The following is a 19,849-nucleotide window of genomic DNA, read 5'->3' on the forward strand; positions in this document are numbered from 1 at the left end:
CAGGCATCGGAATGCCCTGCTCGCCAGCTCAGGCGGAAGGCGATCGTCACAGGCATGGCCAAGGCACGACCGTGCTTTTCGACAAACTCCATCGACAGCAATCTCGAAATTTCGGCTAGAAACTAGGTGCGCATCGCATTCCGCTTGCGCCGCTTGGCCGAATACATCGCATCATCGGCGATCCGGTAAAGCTCGGAGAGATTCTGCGCGTCATCCGGGTAGAAGGCAATTCCCGAACTCACACCCACGCTCACCTGCCCATCTCCAATCGTGATGGGCTTGGCCACTGCTTTTTCCAGCCGCGACAAGGCGACGGCCACATTGGTGCGGGAACACGGGTGGCGGATCAGCACGGCAAATTCATCCCCACCCCAGCGCGCCACCAGATCGCTGCTGCGGAACGTGGATCGAAGCAGATCTGCAAAATGGCGCAGTACAGCGTCGCCCGCCGAGTGGCCATGCGTGTCGTTGACAGGCTTCAGGCCGTCCAGATCCATGACAATGAGTCCCACCGTTTCCTGGTGGCGGCTCATGTTGAGGGCTTCGGCGAACGCTGCATCAAAGGCGCGCCGGTTATAGAGCCCGGTGAGCGGGTCCTGCCCGGCAATTGCCTGGAGGCGTTCCTCGCGCTCCTTTTCCGCCGAAATATACTGGAACATGGCCAGCGACATATTGGCTTCAGGAAGCATAACGCCGCTGAAGCGCGTCGGCAGGAGCTTTCCGGCCCTCGTGACAATAGGGACTTCTTCCTGCGGGAATTCAAAGGGCTCCAGGAGATTTTGCCCCCGCAATCTATTGAGTTGGACAACGGCGTGATTCGCCTGCTGACGATTGGCGAACAATCTCCTGATCAGGTCGGCAACGGTGCCGGCCTCGGCAAGCGTATAGCCGGTCACATCGGTGAAGCGGCGGTTCATAAACTCCACCACATCGTCGTCGATCCGGCTCCACGATATGGCAACCGGCATGGCGTTGAGTGCCACCTTCATGCGGTCGTCCAAGCGCGTCTTTAGCCCGATCGGCACAACAGTGCTGCTTTTCATATAAACGCCTCCAAATGGGGAGCGCAGCGACGGCCCTATAGTTCCCCCCGAGACCCAACGCTCCCTTCTAGGGTTACCAAAAGCTTAGTGCCCGTCCCCGGCGATCAGAAGGAACTGCCCGGCAGCTAAGGGGTTGAGAAGCCCATGACCTTTTCAGCCTACACCGAGTTCGATTGCGTAATCATTGGAGGCGGCCCCGCCGGACTGATGGCCGCAATCTATCTTGCCCGCTTCCACCGGCGGCCGCTGATCGTCGACGCAGGACAGAGCCGCGCCCGCCTCATTCCCGTGTCCCACAATATTTCGGGCTTTGCCGAAGGGATCAGCGGCGCCGAGCTCCTCCAGCGCATGCGCGCCCAGGCGGAGGGCTACAAGATCCCAATCCTGCAGGCGACCGCCGAAACGATCACCTGCGCCAGCGACGGCTTCGAAGTCGTCGCCAGAAACCACACGCTCAAGGCGCGACGCGTGCTCCTCGCCACTGGCATTGTCGACAATATACCCGAACTGCCCAGCCTTGCCGCCAGCCTTTATGGCGGCGCGCTGCGGCTCTGCCCGATCTGCGACGGCTACGAGGCCACCAATCAATCCGTCGCCGTTTATGGCCCGCCAGGCCGCGCCGCCGCCGAGGCCATGTTCCTCCGCACCTATAGCGAGGAGGTCACGCTCCTGCCTGCCACGACCGATCCGATGGATGAAGGGCTCGCAAGCCAACTCGCCGCAAGAGGCATAACGATCGCCCCAGTGCCATGCGATGTCGAGGTGAATGCAGACAATGTCGAGGCTCGCTTTGCCGACGGCACAAGCCGCCGCTTCGACGTCCTCTACCCCGCTTTGGGTGCAGTGGTGCAGTCAGGCCTGGCACAAAGGCTTGGCGCCCGATGCGAGAAGGTCGGCTGCATCATTGTTGATCATCACCAGAAAACCAGCGTTGAAGGGCTCTACGCAGCCGGCGACGTCGTTCACGAACTCAACCAGATTGCCGTGGCGCTTGGCCACGCCGCCATCGCGGCAACCGACATTCACAACAGCCTCGCCCGCGACGATGGCGAGCGCCTCCGCTAGCCCATCAACTCCACTTAACACAGGCGTTCCCGGCATCCTTTTCCCCTAATTCGCTGTTCCCATCAGGTTCATTTTGCCTTGAGTCCCATGTCATCTGACCGCCAAGAACTCATCGCCCGCCAAAACGCTCTTGCCGACTTTGGCGAGTTGGCCCTGCGCTCCGATGATCTCCAGGCGATCCTGACTGAAGCTTGCCGCATCGTGGTCGAAGCGCTTGGCGCCGACTTAGCCAAAATCCTTGAGATCCAGTCCGACCAGCGCACGGCCCTTGTACGGGCCGGCATTGGCTGGCGCGACGGGATTGTTGGCCGGCAATGCGTCTTGATGAGCGAAGAAACGTCCGAAGCCTTTGCGCTCCGGCAAGGCAAGCCCATCGTCATGCAAAACCTTGCCACCGAACAGCGCTTCGGCATTCCCCACTTCATGGAGAAGCATGGCGTTCAGGCGCTGGTAAATGTTCCCATCTTTCTGCCGGGCGGAAAGCCTTATGGCATTCTCGAGGTCGACGCTTTCCAGCCCCGCGAATTCGCCGATGCGGAAGTCAGTTTTCTGCGCACCTATGCGGCCGTGCTTGGCCCCGTTATTGACCGGCTGCACAAGATCGCCGATCTCGAGCGCAGCGATGAGCGTTTCCGCACCGTGGTGGAAAACGCCCAGGATTTTGCAATCATCCTCAGCGATCCCGAGGATCGGATCACCGCCTGGTTTCCCGGGGCAGAAGAAATCCTGGGCTGGCGCGAGGACGAGGTGCTCGGCAAGCGGATCGACACGATCTTCACGCCTCAGGATCAGGAAAGCGAGATGCCCGCGCGCGAACGGGAAAATGCTCTCGAACGAGGCCGAGCCTCCGACGTACGCTGGCACGTGACCAAGTCTGGGGGCCGCGTCTTTCTTGATGGGCAAACAATTGCCCTGCGCAATGCGGATGGGTCCCTGCAGGGTTTCCTCAAGATCGCGCAGAACCTAACCGAGCGGAAACGCAACGAGGAACGCCAGGCGGTCCTGCTCGCCGAACTGCAGCACCGGGTGCGCAATGTCCTTGCCCTGGTCGGGGCCCTTCTGAACCGTGGCGATCTTTCCCTCGACACGGTAGAGTTTCGCGATCGCCTTGCTGGCCGGATCAGGGCCATGTCACGCACCCAAACACTGCTCACGCGCGGCGCAGGCCAGGGCGTGGACCTTGAAGGCATGATCCGCGAGGAATTGCAGGCCCAAGGCGCACGCGATGGGCAGGTGGCGCTGAGCGGCCCGACCATCACGCTTCCGCCCAAGGCCGCAGAAGTGCTGACGCTTGCCGTCCACGAGCTTGCAACAAACGCCAGCAAGCACGGAGCCCTTTCGCAAGCGCAAGGGCGCGTTGAGGTGCAATGGCGCCTCCAAGGAAAAGGCGATGAAACCTGGTTCCATCTGGATTGGGTGGAGCAAGGGGTTCAACTGGAGCCCGATCAGCCGCGGCGCAAGGGCTTCGGCACCGAACTCATCACTGGCCGCGTCCCCTATGAACTGGGCGGCAAGGGCGAGATGACGATCGAGCTCGGTGGACTTGCCTGCCACATTGCTTTCCCCCTGAAATCAGGCGAAAGCATCCTGCAGGCGGGCCTTTCGCCCAGCCAGCGCATATAGGAAAAGCATGAGCGATCCAACGCCCCTCCAAGGCCGTTCGGTTCTGGTGGTAGACGACGACTTCTTTCTGGCCATGGACGCCTGCTCGACGCTGCAAGAGGCCGCCGCCACGATCATTGGTCCCTTCGGCCGTGCCACCGATGCCTTGAATTCCCTTAAGAACCAACGCCCCGACCTCGCCATCGTTGATCTCAATCTCGGCTCGGGCCCCAATTTCGAGCTGGCCCGAACCCTTGCAGATGCCGGCATTCCGACCGTGATCATGACGGGCTACGACAAGGACGTCATCCCGCCCGATCTCACCCATTTGCCCTGCCTGCAAAAGCCGCTCGACATGGGCCAGCTCATCTCAACCTGCGAGAACCTGCTTCAATAGGCGGCTCATGGCCTACACGATCGACCTGGCCTCCGCCCCGCCCCACCAGATCTTGTCGGCGTCGATCTTGCCGATCAGCCTTCGTGCCTCGCTTTCGGGCACCGGCTTGCTGAAGAAATAGCCCTGCGCGAAATCGCTGCCGTTTGCGCGAAGCCGATCCAGCTGCTGCCGCGTCTCCACCCCTTCGGCCGTGATGGTCATGCCCAGCGTCCGCCCCAGGGTGATAATCGCCTTGATGATGGCCTGCGACTCTCCTTCATCACCCACATGGGCCACAAAGGAGCGATCGATCTTGAGTTTGGTGAAAGGGAATTTCCGGAGGTAACTGAGGGAAGAAAACCCCGTACCGAAATCATCCAGCGCAATGCCAACCCCCAGATCTCGGAATTGGTGCAGGATATGCAAATTGAGTTCGCTATCCTGCATCAGCACGGATTCGGTTATCTCGAGCTCCAGCCGATGCGCGGGCAGCCCTGAATCCGCCAGCGCCTGGGACACTTGTTGCAGCAGATTGTTGTTGCGGAATTCGCAGGCTGAAAGGTTTACCGCCACATTGACATGTTCGGGCCAAGCCATCGCCGCACGGCATGCCCGGCGCAGCGCCCAGGCGCCCATTGGCAATATGAGGCCGGTTTCCTCTGCGACGGGAATGAAATCAGCCGGACTGACCAGCCCGCGCTCGGGATGTCGCCACCGCAACAGCGCCTCGAAGCTATCCACGCGATCTTTCGCGAGGTCCACGACGGGCTGGAAAAAGAGTTCGAATTCACCCCGGGCAAGGGAGCTCTCAAGGTCCGCCTTGATGGCCTGCCGGTCCACCATGCGCGCTTCCATCTCGAACTCGAACACCCGATAGGTGCCGCGCCCAGCGCGCTTGGCTTCATAGAGCGCAATGTCGGCGCGCTGGAGAAGCTGGTCTCCATCATTGCCAGCCACCCCTGCCACGGCGATCCCGATGCTTATCCCGACATGCAGATAAGCTTCATCAAGAAGGAAACTCTCGCCCAGCGACGCCACCAGCCGCTCCGCCAGTTCTTCCAGCGCCCTTCGCTCGCTTTGCCCCACCGAAATGATCGCGAACTCATCGCCCCCTATTCGCGCGACATAGTCCCCCTCCCCCGTGCAGGATCGAATGCGCTCCCCCACTTCCACAAGCAGCGCATCACCCGCCGCATGGCCCAGAGTGTCGTTCACCTCTTTGAAGTGATCGAGATCAAGGCATAGCACGGCCACGCCTTTCTTGCCGCCCGCCTCGGCCAGCTCCGCCGAGAGCCGTTCGCGGAACGCGCGCCGATTGTGCAGCCCGGTTAGGGAATCATGCCTGGCAAGGTGCTCGAGCTTGGCATGCGCCTGGCGCCGTTCGGTGACGTCGCGAAAGAAAACCGACAATCCAACTGCGGTCGGATAGGCATGAACCTGCAGCCACACCCCCTTTATCGCCAAAAATTCCTCGAATTCCACCGCTCTCTGCGTGGCAAAGGCCTGCTCGTATTGCCGCTGGAACTGGGTACCCACCGCATCGGGAAAGGCGTCCCACAAATACCCGCCAACGGCGAAGCCTGGAATGTCGCCGAGCAGTTCATGCGCCCGCCGATTAAGATACGTAATGCGCCAATTGCGATCAATAACGGTGACACTGTCGGATGTACTGTCCAACACCGCGGACAACTCCTTGCTGCTGGCGATCGCTTCGCCCCGGAGCTTGCGCTCGGCCTGCAGCATCCAATGTTCCCGCACACCAAACAAAACCATGAACATCACGGTCGCCGGAAGCGCAGTAAGATAGATCCAGCCATGGATCGGAAGGCCAACGGCTATTGCCGCGGTGAACACGGCGGCCACACAGGCGGCCGGAACAAAGGCTTCGGCAATCAGCTGGGATCGCGAGAGCTGCTGCTCGGGCGCTTGCCGTAGCGCCTGACCCTGCCGTAGATCTTCCAGCGCGGCCCAGATAACAAACAGGAAGCACATCACCCACGCGCTGTCGAACAGGCTGCCCACATCGTAGCCCCCTCCCATAAGCGTCACGCCATACTGCAGATTAGCCAGCGCCTGCGCGAACACGGCCAGCAACACCAGTCCAAGCACCAGCTGCTTGTGCGGGGGTGAATGGATCACAAGGCAGATCAGCCCGAAAGCTCCAGTTCCAAACCAGGCGACGGGGTAAAAGAACGCAACAGAAGTTCCAAGGGGACTAAGCTGCGAGCCACCAAGCACTGGCAGCAGCAGGAGAAAGCCCGCAAGGGTGGATGCAAGCAGCGTGAGCCACAGATTGGCGATCTGCACCCGCGTGATCAGCCGCTTGTCGACGCCGAAATGATAAATTCCGAAAATGAAAAGAACGCAGGTCAGAACATAGCCAGCATCCGCAAGACCCGGGAATTGGCTGGGGAAGCGCTGCAGATCATAGAACTGCCAGGCAATGGTTCCCAGGCTCCACAAGCCCGAGCCCAGGCACAGTTCGAGCCACGCACGCCGATCATATCCCGCAGCCACCCGATAGGCGAAAAAGCACGCCACAGCCGCCGCTGCCGGCACAACGGTCCAGGCCACAACCGACCACCAATGGCGCTCGCCACTGTCCAGCTGCAACACATCCGGCCCAAACTGAAACAGCAAACATCCCAGAACCAGCAGGCCTGCCGCGACGATCCTGCTGTAGGGGGCACCAGAATAAAACATCCCGCCCTAACCGGCGGCGGCGGCCCCAAGTTCCTGCGGCTCACCGGTTCCGGTTAACAGGATGCAAACGACGAGTGCCGTGCTCGGCTTAGCCAGCACAATCGGGCGGAACACTTCGAGGCGCCCCGTCATTGCCCCAGCAGTAGAAATAAGGAGCTTGCCGTGACCCAACCCAACAAAGACAATCCATCCAAGCCCTCCGCCGATGCGATGACGCCGGAGCAGATCAGCAAGGCCACGCAGCAGAACCAGGACCGGAACAGGCCCGACCAGGATCAATCCGCGCAAGAGGGGCAAAAAAGTGTCGCCAATGACAGCGGCACGCCCGGCTACGGCGCCGAAGAGAGCAAGAGCCAGCCTCGGCAAAACGGCTTGGATAACCAGAACGCTCGGGTCGACGATCTAGGCGACAGCACCTGAGTTTGCCTTGGCTCTGTTGCATTAGCCAACTGCATGGATGTTTCCTCGCTAGTGCCCTGCCTGCCGGTTAACGCTGGATAGAGGCGCAACTGCACTCCGGCGGGCGCATTGCCCCTCCCCAGACACAAACTATCTGGCCTTCACCTCGCGCCTGATAACAAGGGCCGAACCAAAACGCGGGTGCCCCCTATGGCGTGATCATGGGACCGTTCCTGTGCCCCATCGGCATACCCTGCCAAGCCCAGCCTGGGGCTACGTGGCAGGTGCGGACCTGCGCACGGGCAGCCGCCCCGACAACGGGGCCACGCGTGCTCAAGCCGAGCGAGGTCAAGCTTTGCCAGGCACAAGTGTGACAGCAGTCCACGCCAACGATCCAGCTTGGAGGCAAACCCTGGCCTCATCGCACGCCCAAAAGGAAAAACCCCGCCAGCCTAGTGGCTGAACGGGGTTTCTTTTGGTTGCGGGAGCGCGCAACAATCGCACCCCTACATTCTCGATAGCGGCATAAACGCAGGTTTTGACCCATCCATGCCGTAAATGGAGGATCGCTGCCTCGGCGCCCAACAATCTAGCGCTGCATTACTGATAAGCGCTAGGCACTCTGCGAATGCAGCTAGCGTTCAGATTGCTAAATTGAGCGACGCACAGCGTAGCGGAAAATTTCATCGGTCGGTTCAACTCCGAGGCCTGAGCCGGTGGGGACCAGATACGCGCCTTGCGCGCATCCCATGTCGCCAGTGGTGTGAGCAAGATTTCGGTCAAAGATCGAGTGCTGGTACTCATGGTAGGGCAGGTTCTGCAGAGTTGATGCGGCCTGCAAACTCGCCGCCATGAAGATACCAATGCTGATCGAGGCATGGGGAATGGTGTTCATGTGAAAAGCCTGCGCCATGCGGCCGATCTGGATGAATTCGGTGATGCCGGTGTGCCCGATCTCGGGCTGGACGACGCTCATGGCGCGGGCTTCGAAGCGTGGGCGGAATTCGTAGGTCGTGCGCAATTCTTCGCCCAGCGCCAGCGGCACGCCGATGCTATTGGCGACGCGGACCTGGCCCTCAAGGTTTTCCGGCTGTACCGGCGCTTCGGCGAAATAGAGATTATAGGCCTCAAGCCGTCGGATCAGGCGGATGGCTTCGGCGGCCTCGAACTTCCAGTGAAGATCGACCATCAGATCGATATCCGGGCCTACGGCTTCTCGCAGGGCGGCCATTTCGACGACGATGCCTTCGTCGGAAACGGCAGCGGCGAACTTGATGCCTTTATAGCCCTTGCCGATCCATTCAAGCGCGAGATCGCAGCGCTCCTTGATGGTCGCGCGCGGTAGGCCGGAGACATAGGCAGGAATGGTATCGTGGCGGCGCCCGCCCAGTATTGTCGAGATCGGCACGTTCAGCACCTTGCCGGTGAGGTCGTAGAGGGCGATATCGACACCGGCAAGGGCGTCCAGATAAAAGCCGCCAAAGAACCCGCGCACCCGCATCAGATCATAGAGATCTTCGTGGATGACCACCGCATCACCCGGATCTCGGCCGATGATCACTGGTCCCAGTACATCATCGATGATGGCCTTGGTCGCCTCGGGCGCGACGATGCCATAGCACTCGCCCCAACCCACCTTGCCGCTTTCGCCTGTGACCTTCACCAAAAGCGTCATGTCCGTGGATGGATAGATCGTGCGGTTGCCCTTGCGAACTAGATAGCCGCGCTCGTTGATCGCCTCGCCCCCTTTGAGGGGCCCGAGATAGGGCACCTCGCGGGGAATCGAGATGATGAAGGTTTCAACCCTGACGATGGCGTCGACGATGTTTGGCATCAGACGGGCTTGTGGTTCGAATAAGGCAGATCGGCCTCGGCCAGCAGCAACGCCAGCTCGGCGCGGTCACCCTCGTCGAAGCGGGGCCCCTTGCCACGCACGAAAGTATGCTGGATGACGCCGCGCCGGCGCAGCACTTCCTTGGTCATGTGCATGCGGAAGATAGCCTGGAAATTGAGCAGGGGCAGGGAGACGTTGTAGAGCTTGCGTGTGGTGGCGACATCGCCCGCCTGCCAGGCATGGATCATCTGCGCGTGGATATCGGCCAGTTCGGTTGCCGGCATCGTGCCCGCGGCGCCGCGGGCCAGCTCGTCGGTGACATAGCGCCCGCCTGCCCCGCCGAAAATGGCCTCGACCGAGCCCTTCGCCGCCGCTTTGATCCGCGTCAGATGCTGACCACAGGGGGAGGTCTCTTCCTTGACGTAGCGGATTTCGGGAACAGCTTTGGCGACGGCAGCGACTTCCTCGGGGGTCAGTCCGGCGCCGATCGGCTTGGGCTGGTTCTGCAGCATGATCGGAACCCCCGCCCCCGCCGCGACGGCCTTAAAATACTCCGTCTGGGCGGCAATGTCGTTGCCGAGCGCGAAAGGCGCGATGACCATGGCGGCGGCGGCGCCGATTTCTGCGCCCTGGGAGATGTGCTGGGCCGCAATTGCAGGATTGGGATCGCTGGCGCCGATGATGATCGGGATGCGCCCGTGGATGCGCTCCGCGAGGAGCTTGACCTGACTGCGGCGCTCCTCGGGGGTGAGGGTATCCACCTCACTGGCGACACCCGGATAAACGACCCCATCGACATCGCTCTCTAGCGCAAAGTCGATCACCGACAGGAAGTCAGCGGTATCGATCTGGCCGTCATCGCGGAAAGGTGTGGGCAGTACGGGAAACGCACCGGCGAGGGGTTTGGTCATTTAACGGCTCCGGCGGTGACGCCCTGGATGAAGTAACGCTGAAGGAACATGAAGGCGACCACAATGGGTGCCGAGGCGACTAGGGAGGCCGCCATGGCGCCGCCCCAGTCAGAATTGGAATCGCTGAGGTAGGTCAGTAACAGTCCTGGCCCGATGGTGCGCTTGTCGTCGGAGACGATCAGCGTCATCGAATAGAGCAGGTCGTTCCAGCTCCACATGAAGGAATAGAGGAACACCGTAACGATGGGCGGGATGGAGATGGGAATGACGATGGTGTGGAAGATGCGGAGGTCGCTGGCGCCATCGGCCCGCGCCGCATCGATCAGCTCGTCGGGAACCTGCGAGAAATAGCTGAACAGCATGTAGGTCGCCACCGGCAGGGCGAAGACGATATAGGACAGGATCAGCCCGATCTGGGTGTCGAGCAGGCCGAACTGGGTCCAGAGCGGATAGATGCTAATCAGCAGCAGGCCGAACGGGAACATCTGGGCTGAAAGCATCAGCAGCATTATCGGCTGGCGGCCGAAATAATCGTATTTGGCGAAGCTGTAGGCCGCGTAGAGCGCGAGCAGCGAGTTGAGTGCCGCACTGGAGCCGGAGGTGATGAGGCTGTTGAGCAGATATGTCGGTAGGCGGCCCTGGGTCAGCGCCGTCCAATAGTGGTGCAACGTGATCTCCTGGGGGAACGCCGTGGGGATGATCTTGTAGAGTTCCGCATCGGCTTTCAGCGATGAGGTGATCATCCAGTACACCGGGAAGAACAGAAAGAAGCCGATAAGGGCAAGTGTCAGTCCGAAGACGATCTTCGCCGTGGTGCTGCTGAGGTCGAGCATCAACGGTTTCCTTTGACCAGAACGCGCAGGTAGAAAATGGCTGGCGGCACGAGCGTGGCGACCCAGAGGACGCCGATGGCCGACGCCATGCCGATATCCCACTGCTCGAAGGCGCGGCGATAGACTTCCACCGAGAGCACCGCCGTGGCCCGGACGGGGCCGCCACCGGTTAGGGCGTAGATGGTGTCGAAATCCTGCAGGCCACCAATGGCGCCCAGGATCACCACCACCATCAGCACGGGACGCAAATGGGGCAGGATATGGTCGCGCAGGATGGCCCAGTTGCTGGCGCCATCTACGCGGGCGGCATCGATCTGTTCGCGATCGAGATTCTGCAGCCCCGCCAGAAAGAAGGCCATGAACAGCGGAATGGCGCGCCAGATGCGGGTCAGCACCACGGCCAGCATGGCGCCTTCCGGTGTCGACAGCCAGGCCTGCGGCATGTCGATGGCCCCGATCTCGAGCAGAAACGCGTTCATGACGCCGTAGCGGCTGTTGAAAATCCAACCCCAGATGAAGGCGCTCACCGTGCTGGGTACGACCCAGGGCAGCAGCGTCATGGCGCGCAGCGTGCCGCGGCCGCGGAAGGGCTGATTGAGGATCAGCGCCCAACCCAGCCCGAAGACCAGCGCTCCAAGCGTGGAGCAGCCGACATAGATCAGGGTGATGAAGAAGGACTGCAGCGCCTCGGGGCTGCTGAGCACCGCCTGGAAATTGTCCACGCCGACAAAGACCGGCTCAATGCTTTGCAGCGTGAATTCGAACATGGACAGGCCGAGCGCCTGCCCGAACGGATAGAGGATGACGAGAACGAAAGCCGCCGCCGCTGGAATCAGCATCAGCAGGCCGATGCGCCGCTGGGCGCCCTTGAGGCCACTGCGCTTGGCGAGTGGCGAAACAGGATAGTTCAGGACCTGGTCCCGGCTGTTGGAATGGGTGCTCACGGGGCGCTCTCGAACCGAATGCAGATGGCCCGGCACCGAGGCGCCGGGCGGGGAGACCTAGTTGGCCAGCTTGTCCATGGAAGCCTGCAGGCGACCGGCCATCGACGCGATGGCATCATCCGAGGACTTCTGGCCGAGCAGCGCAGCCTGCACTTCTTCGCCGATGATCTGGGTCAGCTCGGCGCCATTATCCCAGATACCGATCTCGTTCATTACGGGCGTCTGGTTGAACTCGGCCCAGGCCGAGAGATAGGCATCGTCGGCAATGGCTGGGTTCTGCCGCGCGGCGAGGGTTCCCGGCAGGGCGCTCAGCTCGACAGGGAACTGCGTTTGCACCGCATCGTCGGCCAGATAGTTGACGAACTTCATATTCGCGTCGTCCGCCACGGGCGGGTTCGACTGGGCGAATGAGATGATCATGTGGCCCCACTGGATCGACTTGGACTCGTCGCCTTCATTGGCCACCGGCACGGCGATCGGCTGGATATTGACGTCGAATGCCTCACCCTGCCCTGAAAAGCTGCGCAGGAAGGAGCGCGACTGCGGCGCATCGATGTAGAAGGCCGAGACATTCTGGGCTAGGAGGCGACGCGCGTCGGGGCGGTCGACTTCGGGCGCCGCCAGGCGATCGCTCATCAACCCGACCATGAATTCGAGCGCAGCGCGGCTTTCCGGGCTATCGACGACAACCTTGCCTTCATCATCGATGATGCGGCCACCGAAGGTCCAAGTCCAGATCATATAGTCAAGCAGGATGGAGTTCGGGTTGATCGTGGCCATCGCATAGGGCACGGAATTGGGCACGTTGTCGCGAACGGCAACGAGGGCAGCCTCGAACTCTTCGATCGTAGTAGGCATGTCGGCGATGCCTGCCTGGTCGAGCACCGCCTTGTTGGCTACCATACCGATCGAGCCGGACATCAGCGGCAGCGCCAGCTGCTTGCCATCGATCTGGCCCATGGCCAGGGCCTCAGGCGCATAGATCTCGCTCAGAGTTTCGGCGCCGAACACTTCGTTATAGTCGACCAGCCCGAGGGCGCTAAAGGTCGGCAGCCAACGCTCGGAGATCTGCACGACGTCGGGCAGCGTCTTCGACCGGGCGCGCAGGAAGAGGTTCTTCTGCATGTCGCCCCAGGCGGAACCGATCGGTTCGACCTTTAGGCCGGATGCGGCCTCAAAGCCTGAAATGATCTTTTCCACGGAGGGGCGCGCCGTCTCTTCGGCGTAGCTGTAGCCCATGAAGCTGAGATCCTGCGCGTGGACGGCGCCGATTCCCATCGATCCGATCACGGCAACGGTGCCGAGAGCCTTGGTCAGTCTTTTCATTCGGTTTCCTCCCGATATGTGTGGAACTGTGTTTCAATACGTCCGTTGGACGTGCGACCGCGTTCCCCGGCCCGCGAGAGCTAGACTACGCCTCCATCGACGATAAAGGTCTGAGATGTGATCAGGCGCGAGTCATCGGCAGCCAGGAACAACGCCATACGGGCTATGTCGGGTGGCAGCAGATGTTCCTTGAGGCACTGAGCTTCGAGATATTCGGTGAACTTGCCGTGGTAGATCGCCTTAGCGCGCACCACCTGCCGTTCGGTCAGCACCCAGCCGGGCGCGATGGAATTGACGCGGATATTGCGCTCGCCCAGTTCGCGGGCCAGCGACTTGGTCATGCCCATTACCGCCGACTTGGCTGTGGTGTAGAACACCAGTCCCGGCGCGCCGCGCATCCAGGAAATCGACCCCATATTGATTATCGAGCCGCCGCCAGCCTTGGTCATACCATCGGCTACGGCCTGCACGGCGAAGAACTGGTGGCGCAGATTGGTAGCCTGGCGCTCATCCCAATATTGAGGCGTGATGTCCTCGATGGGTTTGCGGTCATCATTGCCGGCATTGTTGACCAGCACGCTGAATGGTCCCGTGCTGGCGGCAAGGCGCAAAATGGCTTCCTGCATGCCGGCGATATCGCGCAGGTCGGCGACCTCGTAGGCCGGCCGCGTACCGGTGGATTTTTCCACGGCATCGGCACATTCGGCGGCAGCATCGTCATGGAGCTCGATAAAGCCGACCTTGCAGCCCTGCTCCACGAAATGCTCGACCAGCGACGCGCCGATGCCCGATCCACCGCCGGTGATCAGCACGGATTTTCCGGCGAGGCTGGGATAGCGGGCAACCGCCACCTCAGCCTTCGCGACCAGTTCTGGGTGAAAGGTCATGCCGCCTCCAGCGCCACCGGCCGCGCCGATGCGATGGTCTGTCCGTCAGCGGAAAACACGTGGATCATCTCGGGATCGAAGGCGATACCAATGGTCTGGTTGCGCTTTACGGCGCGCTCGCCCGAGAGTCGGACCACCAGCATTTCCTCGCTGCTGCTCAACGAGACATAGGCATAGGTGTCGCTGCCCAGATGCTCTGTCATGCTGACAGTACCGGTCAGGGTGTGCTGCTGGCCGAGGTCGACCAGCTCGAGATGTTCGGGACGAATGCCGATTTCGGCCGGCGCGGACGAGAGGCCAGCGGGAATCCTGATTTCGCCACCCGGCACGGCAAAGCGACTCTCGCCCGTCGCGGCGCCAAGCGTCAGGAAGTTCATCTTCGGGCTGCCGATGAAGCCGGCGACGAAACGGTTTTGCGGCTTGTTGTATAGATCGAGGGGCGAGCCGACCTGCTCGACGCGGCCGGCATTGAGCACCACGATCTTGTCGGCCAGCGTCATCGCCTCGATCTGATCATGGGTGACATAGACCATCGTCGTGCCCAGCCGGTCCTTCATGCGGGCGATTTCGATGCGCATCTCGACGCGCAGCGAGGCGTCGAGATTGCTGAGCGGCTCGTCGAACAGGAAAATGCGGGGCTCGCGGACGATGGCGCGGCCGATGGCAACGCGCTGGCGCTGGCCGCCGGAGAGCTGGCGCGGCTTGCGATCGAGGTAATTGTTGATGCGCAGCACCTTGGCGGCGGTATCGACGCGCGCCTTGATCTCCTGCTTGCTGGTGCCGGCGAGCCGCAACGCGTAACCCATATTGTCTGCGACCGTCATATGCGGATAGAGCGCATAGGATTGAAACACCATGGCGATGCCGCGCTTGGCCGGGGGCACGTCGTTGACGATTTGCCCGTCGATGGCCATCTGGCCGGCGGTGATTTCATCGAGGCCGCAGATCAGGCGCAACAGGGTGGACTTGCCGCAGCCGGACGGACCGACAAAAGCGACGAATTCGCCATCTTCGACCGTGAGGTCGATGCCCTTGAGCACTTCGGTCGTGCCGAAGGACTTCTTGATGCCGCTGAGTTCGAGCTTGGCCATGGGAGTTCTTTCAATCAGCCGGCGAACATCGGGTCAGCCAGACCCTTGATGCCGGTATCGATGGCGAAGACGCTGCCGGAAAGCGGCGCGTCGGCGAGTTGGGCGGCCGAGAGGCGGATGCGGGCCGTGGTGACGAAGAGGGTCTGCATATCGGGCCCGCCGAACGCGCAGGATGTCGGGCGTGGCACAGGTAGGTTGATCACCCGTTCCACCTGCCCAGTCGGGTCGTAGCGGGTGACGCACCAGCCATCCCAATGAGCGATCCAGATGAAGCCCTCGGCATCGACGGTCAGGCCGTCCGGCTTGCCTTCGGTTTCCGGCACGGTGACGAAGATGCGGCGATTGCCGATGGCCCCGCTCTCGAGGTCGAAATCATAGGCATAGATAGTCTGCTTGGCGGTGTCGGTGAAGTAGAAGGTCTTGTCGTCCGGGCTCCAGCCCATGCCGTTTGAGACGTGAAAGCCGCGATCCATCTCATAGGTGCGCCCATCCGGATCGAGCCGCCACAGCCGTCCCTGATCGGGCGCGGTGTCGATGGCGAGCGTTCCCGCCCAAAGGCGTCCCTTGCGGTCGCATTTTCCGTCGTTGAAGCGGTTGCCCGGGCGATCGGCCTCGGGGCGGGCAATGGTGGTGATGCTGCCGCTGGGCAGATCGAGGCCGCGGATTTCACCATGCATGGCTGTGACGAAGCCGCCGCGTGTGCGCGGGATGATGAAACCCACCAGTTCGGGCACGGCAAGGCTGGTATAGGTACCCTTGACCGTGTCGCCGGCATGCACCGCAGGGGCGAGGATATCGACGAAGTAGAGCTTGCCGTCGCGCTCGGACCAATGCGGCCCCTCACCGAGGAAAGTACTGGCGGGGATGACGCAGCGCACATCGGCGCGATCGACCCCGAGCGGACGTGGCTGGATGCCAAGCGACATGGCGAACTCTCCGAAATTGCCGGATGTGCGGCGTGCCGCTTCGATGACTTCGCGTCCCAGCGCGTGTAGGCGATCAACCGGCAGCCGGAAGGAAGGCCCGATAATGCCGATGGCGCCGATGGGCTCACCGCGATGGTTGAGAACGGGCGCCGCGACCGAGGAAATCCCGACATTCTGCTCGTCGACCGAGACGGCGTAGCCGCGTGCTTTGGTCAGATCGAGTTGACGGATCAGCTCATCGGTATCGGTGATGGTTGTGTTGGTAAGTTTTTCGAGCGGCGTATCGGATAGGAGCGCGCGCCGCTTTTCTAGTGACAGATGCGCCAGCATGGCCTTGCCCAAGCCACTGGCATGAGGGGCGGCGCGGCTGCCTACACCATTGTTGAGGCGCAGCGGCTGTGGCACTTCGCGCTGATCGATATAAAGGACGCTGTTTCCATCCATGACGCCGAGACGGATGGCCTCACCTGTTAGGTCGCGGAGGCGTTCGAGTTCGGGCTCGGCGGCACCCCGCAGGTCGAAATCATCCCATACCTTGTGCGCCCATTGGAAGAGTCTCGCGCCAAGGCGATAGGTCTGGTTGCGCGCATCAAAGCCGAGAAGTCGCTCTTCAACCAGGGACTGTAACAGGCGATGCAGCGTGCCCTTGGGCATGCCTGTCTGCTCCAGAAGCTCTGTGAACCGGAGGCCGGTGGGGGCAGAGGCGACGATATCGAGCAGCTGGATGCCACGGGTCAGCGCCTGCACGCCTGGCGTGCCGGGGGCCTCAACCTCGACGTCCTTAGCAGGCGAAACTGCGTTTAGCTGGGACTTGCCCATGACCTCTCCCGCGATCGGATTTTTCCGATTCACCGATACAGCGTCTAAGCGTTGTGTTGCCATCCGAATATCTTGGAACTAAGTTCCATGTCAACACATGAAGTGCCGCTGGTATTGCGGCTGGAGGAAGAATGCGCATCATCAAGGTCGATCACTGGCTGATCAGAATGCCCTTTACCGAGGATATTCTCTGGGGTTCGGGGCGCCGGATCGGCACCACGCGACTGGTCTGTCGCATCGAGACGGATGCCGGCATCGCTGGGTGGGGCGAGACCATTTCGCTGATCGCAAACGTGCCCGCTGTGTTCGCCGATATCATCGCGCCATTGGCCATCGGCTACCCCGTTGCCAATGTCGAGCGATTGCATCGCCATGTTCTGGGAGCTGGCTTCTATCACCATAAGCGCGCCGCGGTGATGGGCATTGCGGCGCTCGAAATGGCGATGTGGGACGCTTTGGGCAAGCAGGCCAACCTGCCACTTTACGCTCTGTGGGGCGGCAAGTGGCGCGAGGACATCGAGGCCGCGGCCTATCTCTTCACCAACGAACCCAAGGGATTGACCGAGCGGCTGCAGCGCTTTCTCGATAAGGGCTATGAGACCTTCAAGGTCAAGATCGGGTTCGACGAGCGAACCGATATCATTCTTGCCGAGGCGGCGCGCAAAGTTATCGGCGATCGGCCCCTAAGGCTCGACGTCAATGGCGCCTGGCATCCCGGCACCGCCAAGCGACAGCTGGAAAAACTGAGGCCATTCGACCCCTCCTATGTGGAGCAGCCGCTCGAGCTTGACGATCTGGCTGGTCACGCTGCGCTCGTTGCAAATTCACCGGTGCCTATCGCACTTGATGAAAGCGCCTACACACTGGCAGATGTCGGCAACATCGTTCGGGCGAGCGCCGCAGACGTCGTTCTCCTTGATCCGCACGAGGCGGGCGGGCTGTGGCAGACCATCAAGGCGGCAGCGATCTGCGAGTCGGTGGGCATTCCCGTGACGCTGCATTCGGGCGCCGAGCTGGCGCTGTCGCAATCAGCCTATATCCACCTCGCGGCGTCGATCCCCAACATGTCCATCGCCATCGATACCGAGCGGGCGTATCTCGGCGGCGATATCAGCCCCAATCCGCCAGTTCTAAATGGCGGACTCTTTGCCATTCCGGAAGGTCCGGGGCTTGGGGTCGACGTGGAAGTCGAGGCGCTGGAGCGCTATCGGGTGGACGGCATCGCCGGCGCCTATCTCGACACGTCCCGCAAAGACTGGTTTCCCATCAAGCCGGCATATTGAGGCGCATGATGTTTATTACAGTCGAATGGACTTCGTCCGCCTTTCACGCCTGGCGCATGGCAGCGAACGGAGCGGTGCTTGCCGAACACAAAAGCCAGAGCGGCGTGAACAGCGTCAGGGAAGGGGCATTTGAAGCCGTGCTGCGCGCCGAGCTTGGCGCCTGGCTGCCCGATAGCGAAGCCATCCTGCTATCAGGCATGGTCACTAGCCGCACGGGTTGGGTGGAATCGCCTTTTGCCATTGTCCCGGCGGGGATCTCCGAACTTTTTGGAAAGGCCGAGCGCCGCGATATTGGCAGCTTGCCGCCGATATATTTTCTCCCCGGCATTGCCCGGCAAGACCCGCTTCCCGACGTCATGCGGGGGGAGGAAATGGCGATCTTCGGCATCGAAGGGACACTGCCCGAATTGATCGTGCTACCTGGGGCACACAGCAAATGGGTGCGCACCGATGGCCAGCGCATTGTCGATCTGAGCACTTACATGTCAGGTGAAATCCTCAATCTGCTGCGCAAGGATTCGCTGCTGTCGAAGTTGATCCCGGCGGACTACGCCCCGAGCGAAGCCGCATTCGACCGTGGTGTGGCCATCGCGAGGGACAAAGGCGCCCTGCCCGGCGGCGTTTTGCAGCGCCTTTTCTCGGCGCGATCGCTTGTGCTCTTTGATCAGCTCAAGCCGCACGAGATCAGCGATTATCTTTCCGGAGTCCTGATCGGCTCGGAAATCGCCGAGGTTCTTGCCGGACAACCGGATCTGTCATCGGTGGTCATATTGGGCGAGACACCGGTCGCTTATTCGTACCGGCGAGCCCTGCAGCAATTCGGCACTCGATCACCCGTCAAGGCCGGCTCGGCTGCTGCCGGATTTGCGAGGCTGATCGTCGAATTGAGCGCATAGGTGGACAAGCTTGCCCTCTCAGCCGGCCCTTATCGCGCGATTGCAACGCTGGACGGAGGCGGTCTGCTGGAATTTTCTAGGGAGGAAAAGGCAAGCTCGCGTCACATTCTGCGGCCTGCCGGCCAATATCCATCAAGCCCTCTCGATCGGGCGATGATCGTCATGGCGCCGTGGTGCAATAGGATCGGCGGTGGGGGCTTCTCATCCGGTGGGCGCTTCCATCTAATCGCGCCAAATGTTTCGGGTTTCCCGATGCCGCTGCATGGCACGGCTTTCCAAAGCAGGTGGGAATTGATCGAGCAACAGGAGAACCGGCTAAGCCTCACCCTTGATGCATCTGAGCCGGGTCCTTTTCGGTACAGCGCCAGGCTGACTTACAGGTTATCTCCGCGGCGATTGCTGGTCGAGTTGCGTGTCACCAATACCGGGGCGGAACTGCCGTTCGGGATCGGCCTCCATCCATCGTTTGTGAGCGACGAGGAGACCTGTCTGCAGTTTAGTTCTGCAAGGCAGGTGATGAGCGACGCAGCGGGGCTTCCGACCCATATTGGGCCGCTCGTCGACGACTTCGTCCAGCCGCGAACTCTGCCCGCAGAACGCATCGACAACACATTCATTGGCTGGGATGGAAAAGCTTTGCTTCGCCAACGAGACAACAACTTGCGACTGTGGTCGAGTGCTCCCTTCCTACATGTGTTCTCACCAACGAGGTCGGCTGGCTTTTGCTGTCTTGAACCCTCAACTGCCCTGCCGAATGGGCCGAATTTCGCCCTGAGCCGGAGCATAAATTTAGGCTTTAGCGAGATCACGTCCATTAAGATGGCGATATTTAGCGAACACGCTGCAGATGATTGCTAACCTGCAGGGGCTCCGTGGGGGATCGCTAAACATAAGGACATTTTGGCTGTGCG

General features: G+C 61.3%; 17 protein-coding genes. 7 read left to right on the forward strand and 10 right to left on the reverse strand.

The genetic code is table 11. The features are described from left to right. Positions 1-122: 122 nt before the first annotated feature. Positions 123-1,043 carry a GGDEF domain-containing protein gene (locus DDE77_RS13850; protein WP_108398065.1) on the reverse strand — a complete coding sequence of 307 codons (921 nt, stop codon included), beginning with the start codon at positions 1,041-1,043 and terminating at the stop codon, positions 123-125. A 144-nt stretch (positions 1,044-1,187) separates the two neighbouring features. Here DDE77_RS13850 and DDE77_RS13855 point away from each other — a divergent pair, with 144 nt between their 5' ends. From DDE77_RS13855 to DDE77_RS13865, 3 genes are all read left to right on the forward strand, one after another. Beyond that, positions 1,188-2,108: an NAD(P)/FAD-dependent oxidoreductase gene (locus DDE77_RS13855; RefSeq protein WP_108398066.1), complete on the forward strand. Its 921-nt coding sequence runs from the start codon at positions 1,188-1,190 to the stop codon at positions 2,106-2,108. A gap of 87 nt (positions 2,109-2,195) precedes the next feature. Next, positions 2,196-3,731, forward strand: coding sequence for a sensor histidine kinase (locus DDE77_RS13860; protein ID WP_108398067.1), 1,536 nt, complete (start codon positions 2,196-2,198; stop codon positions 3,729-3,731). Between the two features lie 7 nt (positions 3,732-3,738). After that, positions 3,739-4,107 carry a response regulator gene (locus DDE77_RS13865; protein WP_108398068.1) on the forward strand — a complete coding sequence of 123 codons (369 nt, stop codon included), beginning with the start codon at positions 3,739-3,741 and terminating at the stop codon, positions 4,105-4,107. Between the two features lie 12 nt (positions 4,108-4,119). Here the strand turns inward: DDE77_RS13865 and DDE77_RS13870 are convergent, their stop codons facing one another. Next, entirely contained in the window at positions 4,120-6,789 is a 2,670-nt protein-coding gene (locus tag DDE77_RS13870) for a putative bifunctional diguanylate cyclase/phosphodiesterase (protein ID WP_108398069.1), read from the reverse strand. Positions 6,790-6,951: 162 nt separating this feature from the next. Between DDE77_RS13870 and DDE77_RS13875 the strand changes: the two genes are divergently transcribed. Beyond that, a complete protein-coding gene (locus tag DDE77_RS13875) occupies positions 6,952-7,209 on the forward strand; it encodes a hypothetical protein (protein WP_108398070.1) in 258 nt (85 codons plus the stop codon). A 628-nt stretch (positions 7,210-7,837) separates the two neighbouring features. On the opposite strand, the gene DDE77_RS13880 is transcribed toward DDE77_RS13875, so the two are convergent. The 8 genes from DDE77_RS13880 to DDE77_RS13915 form a co-directional block, all read right to left on the reverse strand. Next, positions 7,838-9,013, reverse strand: a complete 1,176-nt coding sequence (locus tag DDE77_RS13880) for a mandelate racemase/muconate lactonizing enzyme family protein (protein WP_170116526.1) — start codon at positions 9,011-9,013, stop codon at positions 7,838-7,840. 8 nt (positions 9,014-9,021) lie between these two features. Beyond that, positions 9,022-9,933: a dihydrodipicolinate synthase family protein gene (locus DDE77_RS13885; RefSeq protein WP_108398072.1), complete on the reverse strand. Its 912-nt coding sequence runs from the start codon at positions 9,931-9,933 to the stop codon at positions 9,022-9,024. Next, complete coding sequence (locus tag DDE77_RS13890) at positions 9,930-10,766, reverse strand: carbohydrate ABC transporter permease (protein WP_108398073.1); 837 nt, start codon at positions 10,764-10,766, stop codon at positions 9,930-9,932. Before DDE77_RS13890 ends, DDE77_RS13885 begins: the two co-directional genes overlap by 4 nt. Further along, entirely contained in the window at positions 10,766-11,710 is a 945-nt protein-coding gene (locus DDE77_RS13895; protein WP_108398074.1) for a carbohydrate ABC transporter permease, read from the reverse strand. The genes DDE77_RS13890 and DDE77_RS13895 overlap by 1 nt, the downstream gene beginning before the upstream one ends. Positions 11,711-11,767: 57 nt before the next feature. Continuing rightward, positions 11,768-13,036 (reverse strand): ABC transporter substrate-binding protein, encoded by a 1,269-nt coding sequence (locus DDE77_RS13900; protein WP_108398075.1) that lies wholly within the window; start codon positions 13,034-13,036, stop codon positions 11,768-11,770. 80 nt (positions 13,037-13,116) lie between these two features. Further along, positions 13,117-13,923 carry an SDR family NAD(P)-dependent oxidoreductase gene (locus tag DDE77_RS13905; RefSeq protein ID WP_108398076.1) on the reverse strand — a complete coding sequence of 269 codons (807 nt, stop codon included), beginning with the start codon at positions 13,921-13,923 and terminating at the stop codon, positions 13,117-13,119. Beyond that, positions 13,920-15,014, reverse strand: coding sequence for an ABC transporter ATP-binding protein (locus DDE77_RS13910; RefSeq protein WP_108398077.1), 1,095 nt, complete (start codon positions 15,012-15,014; stop codon positions 13,920-13,922). The genes DDE77_RS13905 and DDE77_RS13910 overlap by 4 nt, the downstream gene beginning before the upstream one ends. 14 nt (positions 15,015-15,028) lie before the next feature. Next, the gene (locus tag DDE77_RS13915; protein WP_170116523.1) at positions 15,029-16,759 is read right to left on the reverse strand and encodes an SMP-30/gluconolactonase/LRE family protein; all 1,731 of its coding nucleotides are present in this window, start codon (positions 16,757-16,759) and stop codon (positions 15,029-15,031) included. Positions 16,760-16,890: 131 nt separating this feature from the next. On the opposite strand from DDE77_RS13915, the gene DDE77_RS13920 reads away from it, so the two are divergent. From DDE77_RS13920 to DDE77_RS13930, 3 genes are read left to right on the forward strand one after another with little or no spacing between them, the layout of a single operon-like run. Continuing rightward, positions 16,891-18,042, forward strand: coding sequence for a mandelate racemase/muconate lactonizing enzyme family protein (locus tag DDE77_RS13920; protein ID WP_108398079.1), 1,152 nt, complete (start codon positions 16,891-16,893; stop codon positions 18,040-18,042). An 8-nt stretch (positions 18,043-18,050) separates the two neighbouring features. Then, positions 18,051-18,938: a 2-dehydro-3-deoxygalactonokinase gene (locus tag DDE77_RS13925; protein WP_157959833.1), complete on the forward strand. Its 888-nt coding sequence runs from the start codon at positions 18,051-18,053 to the stop codon at positions 18,936-18,938. Then, on the forward strand, positions 18,939-19,796 hold the full coding sequence (locus DDE77_RS13930; RefSeq protein WP_108398081.1) for an aldose epimerase family protein: 858 nt from the start codon (positions 18,939-18,941) through the stop codon (positions 19,794-19,796). Positions 19,797-19,849 lie beyond the last annotated feature (53 nt).

The organism is Devosia submarina (assembly GCF_003056345.1).
GTDB classification, from domain to species: Bacteria; Pseudomonadota; Alphaproteobacteria; order Rhizobiales; family Devosiaceae; genus Devosia; species Devosia submarina.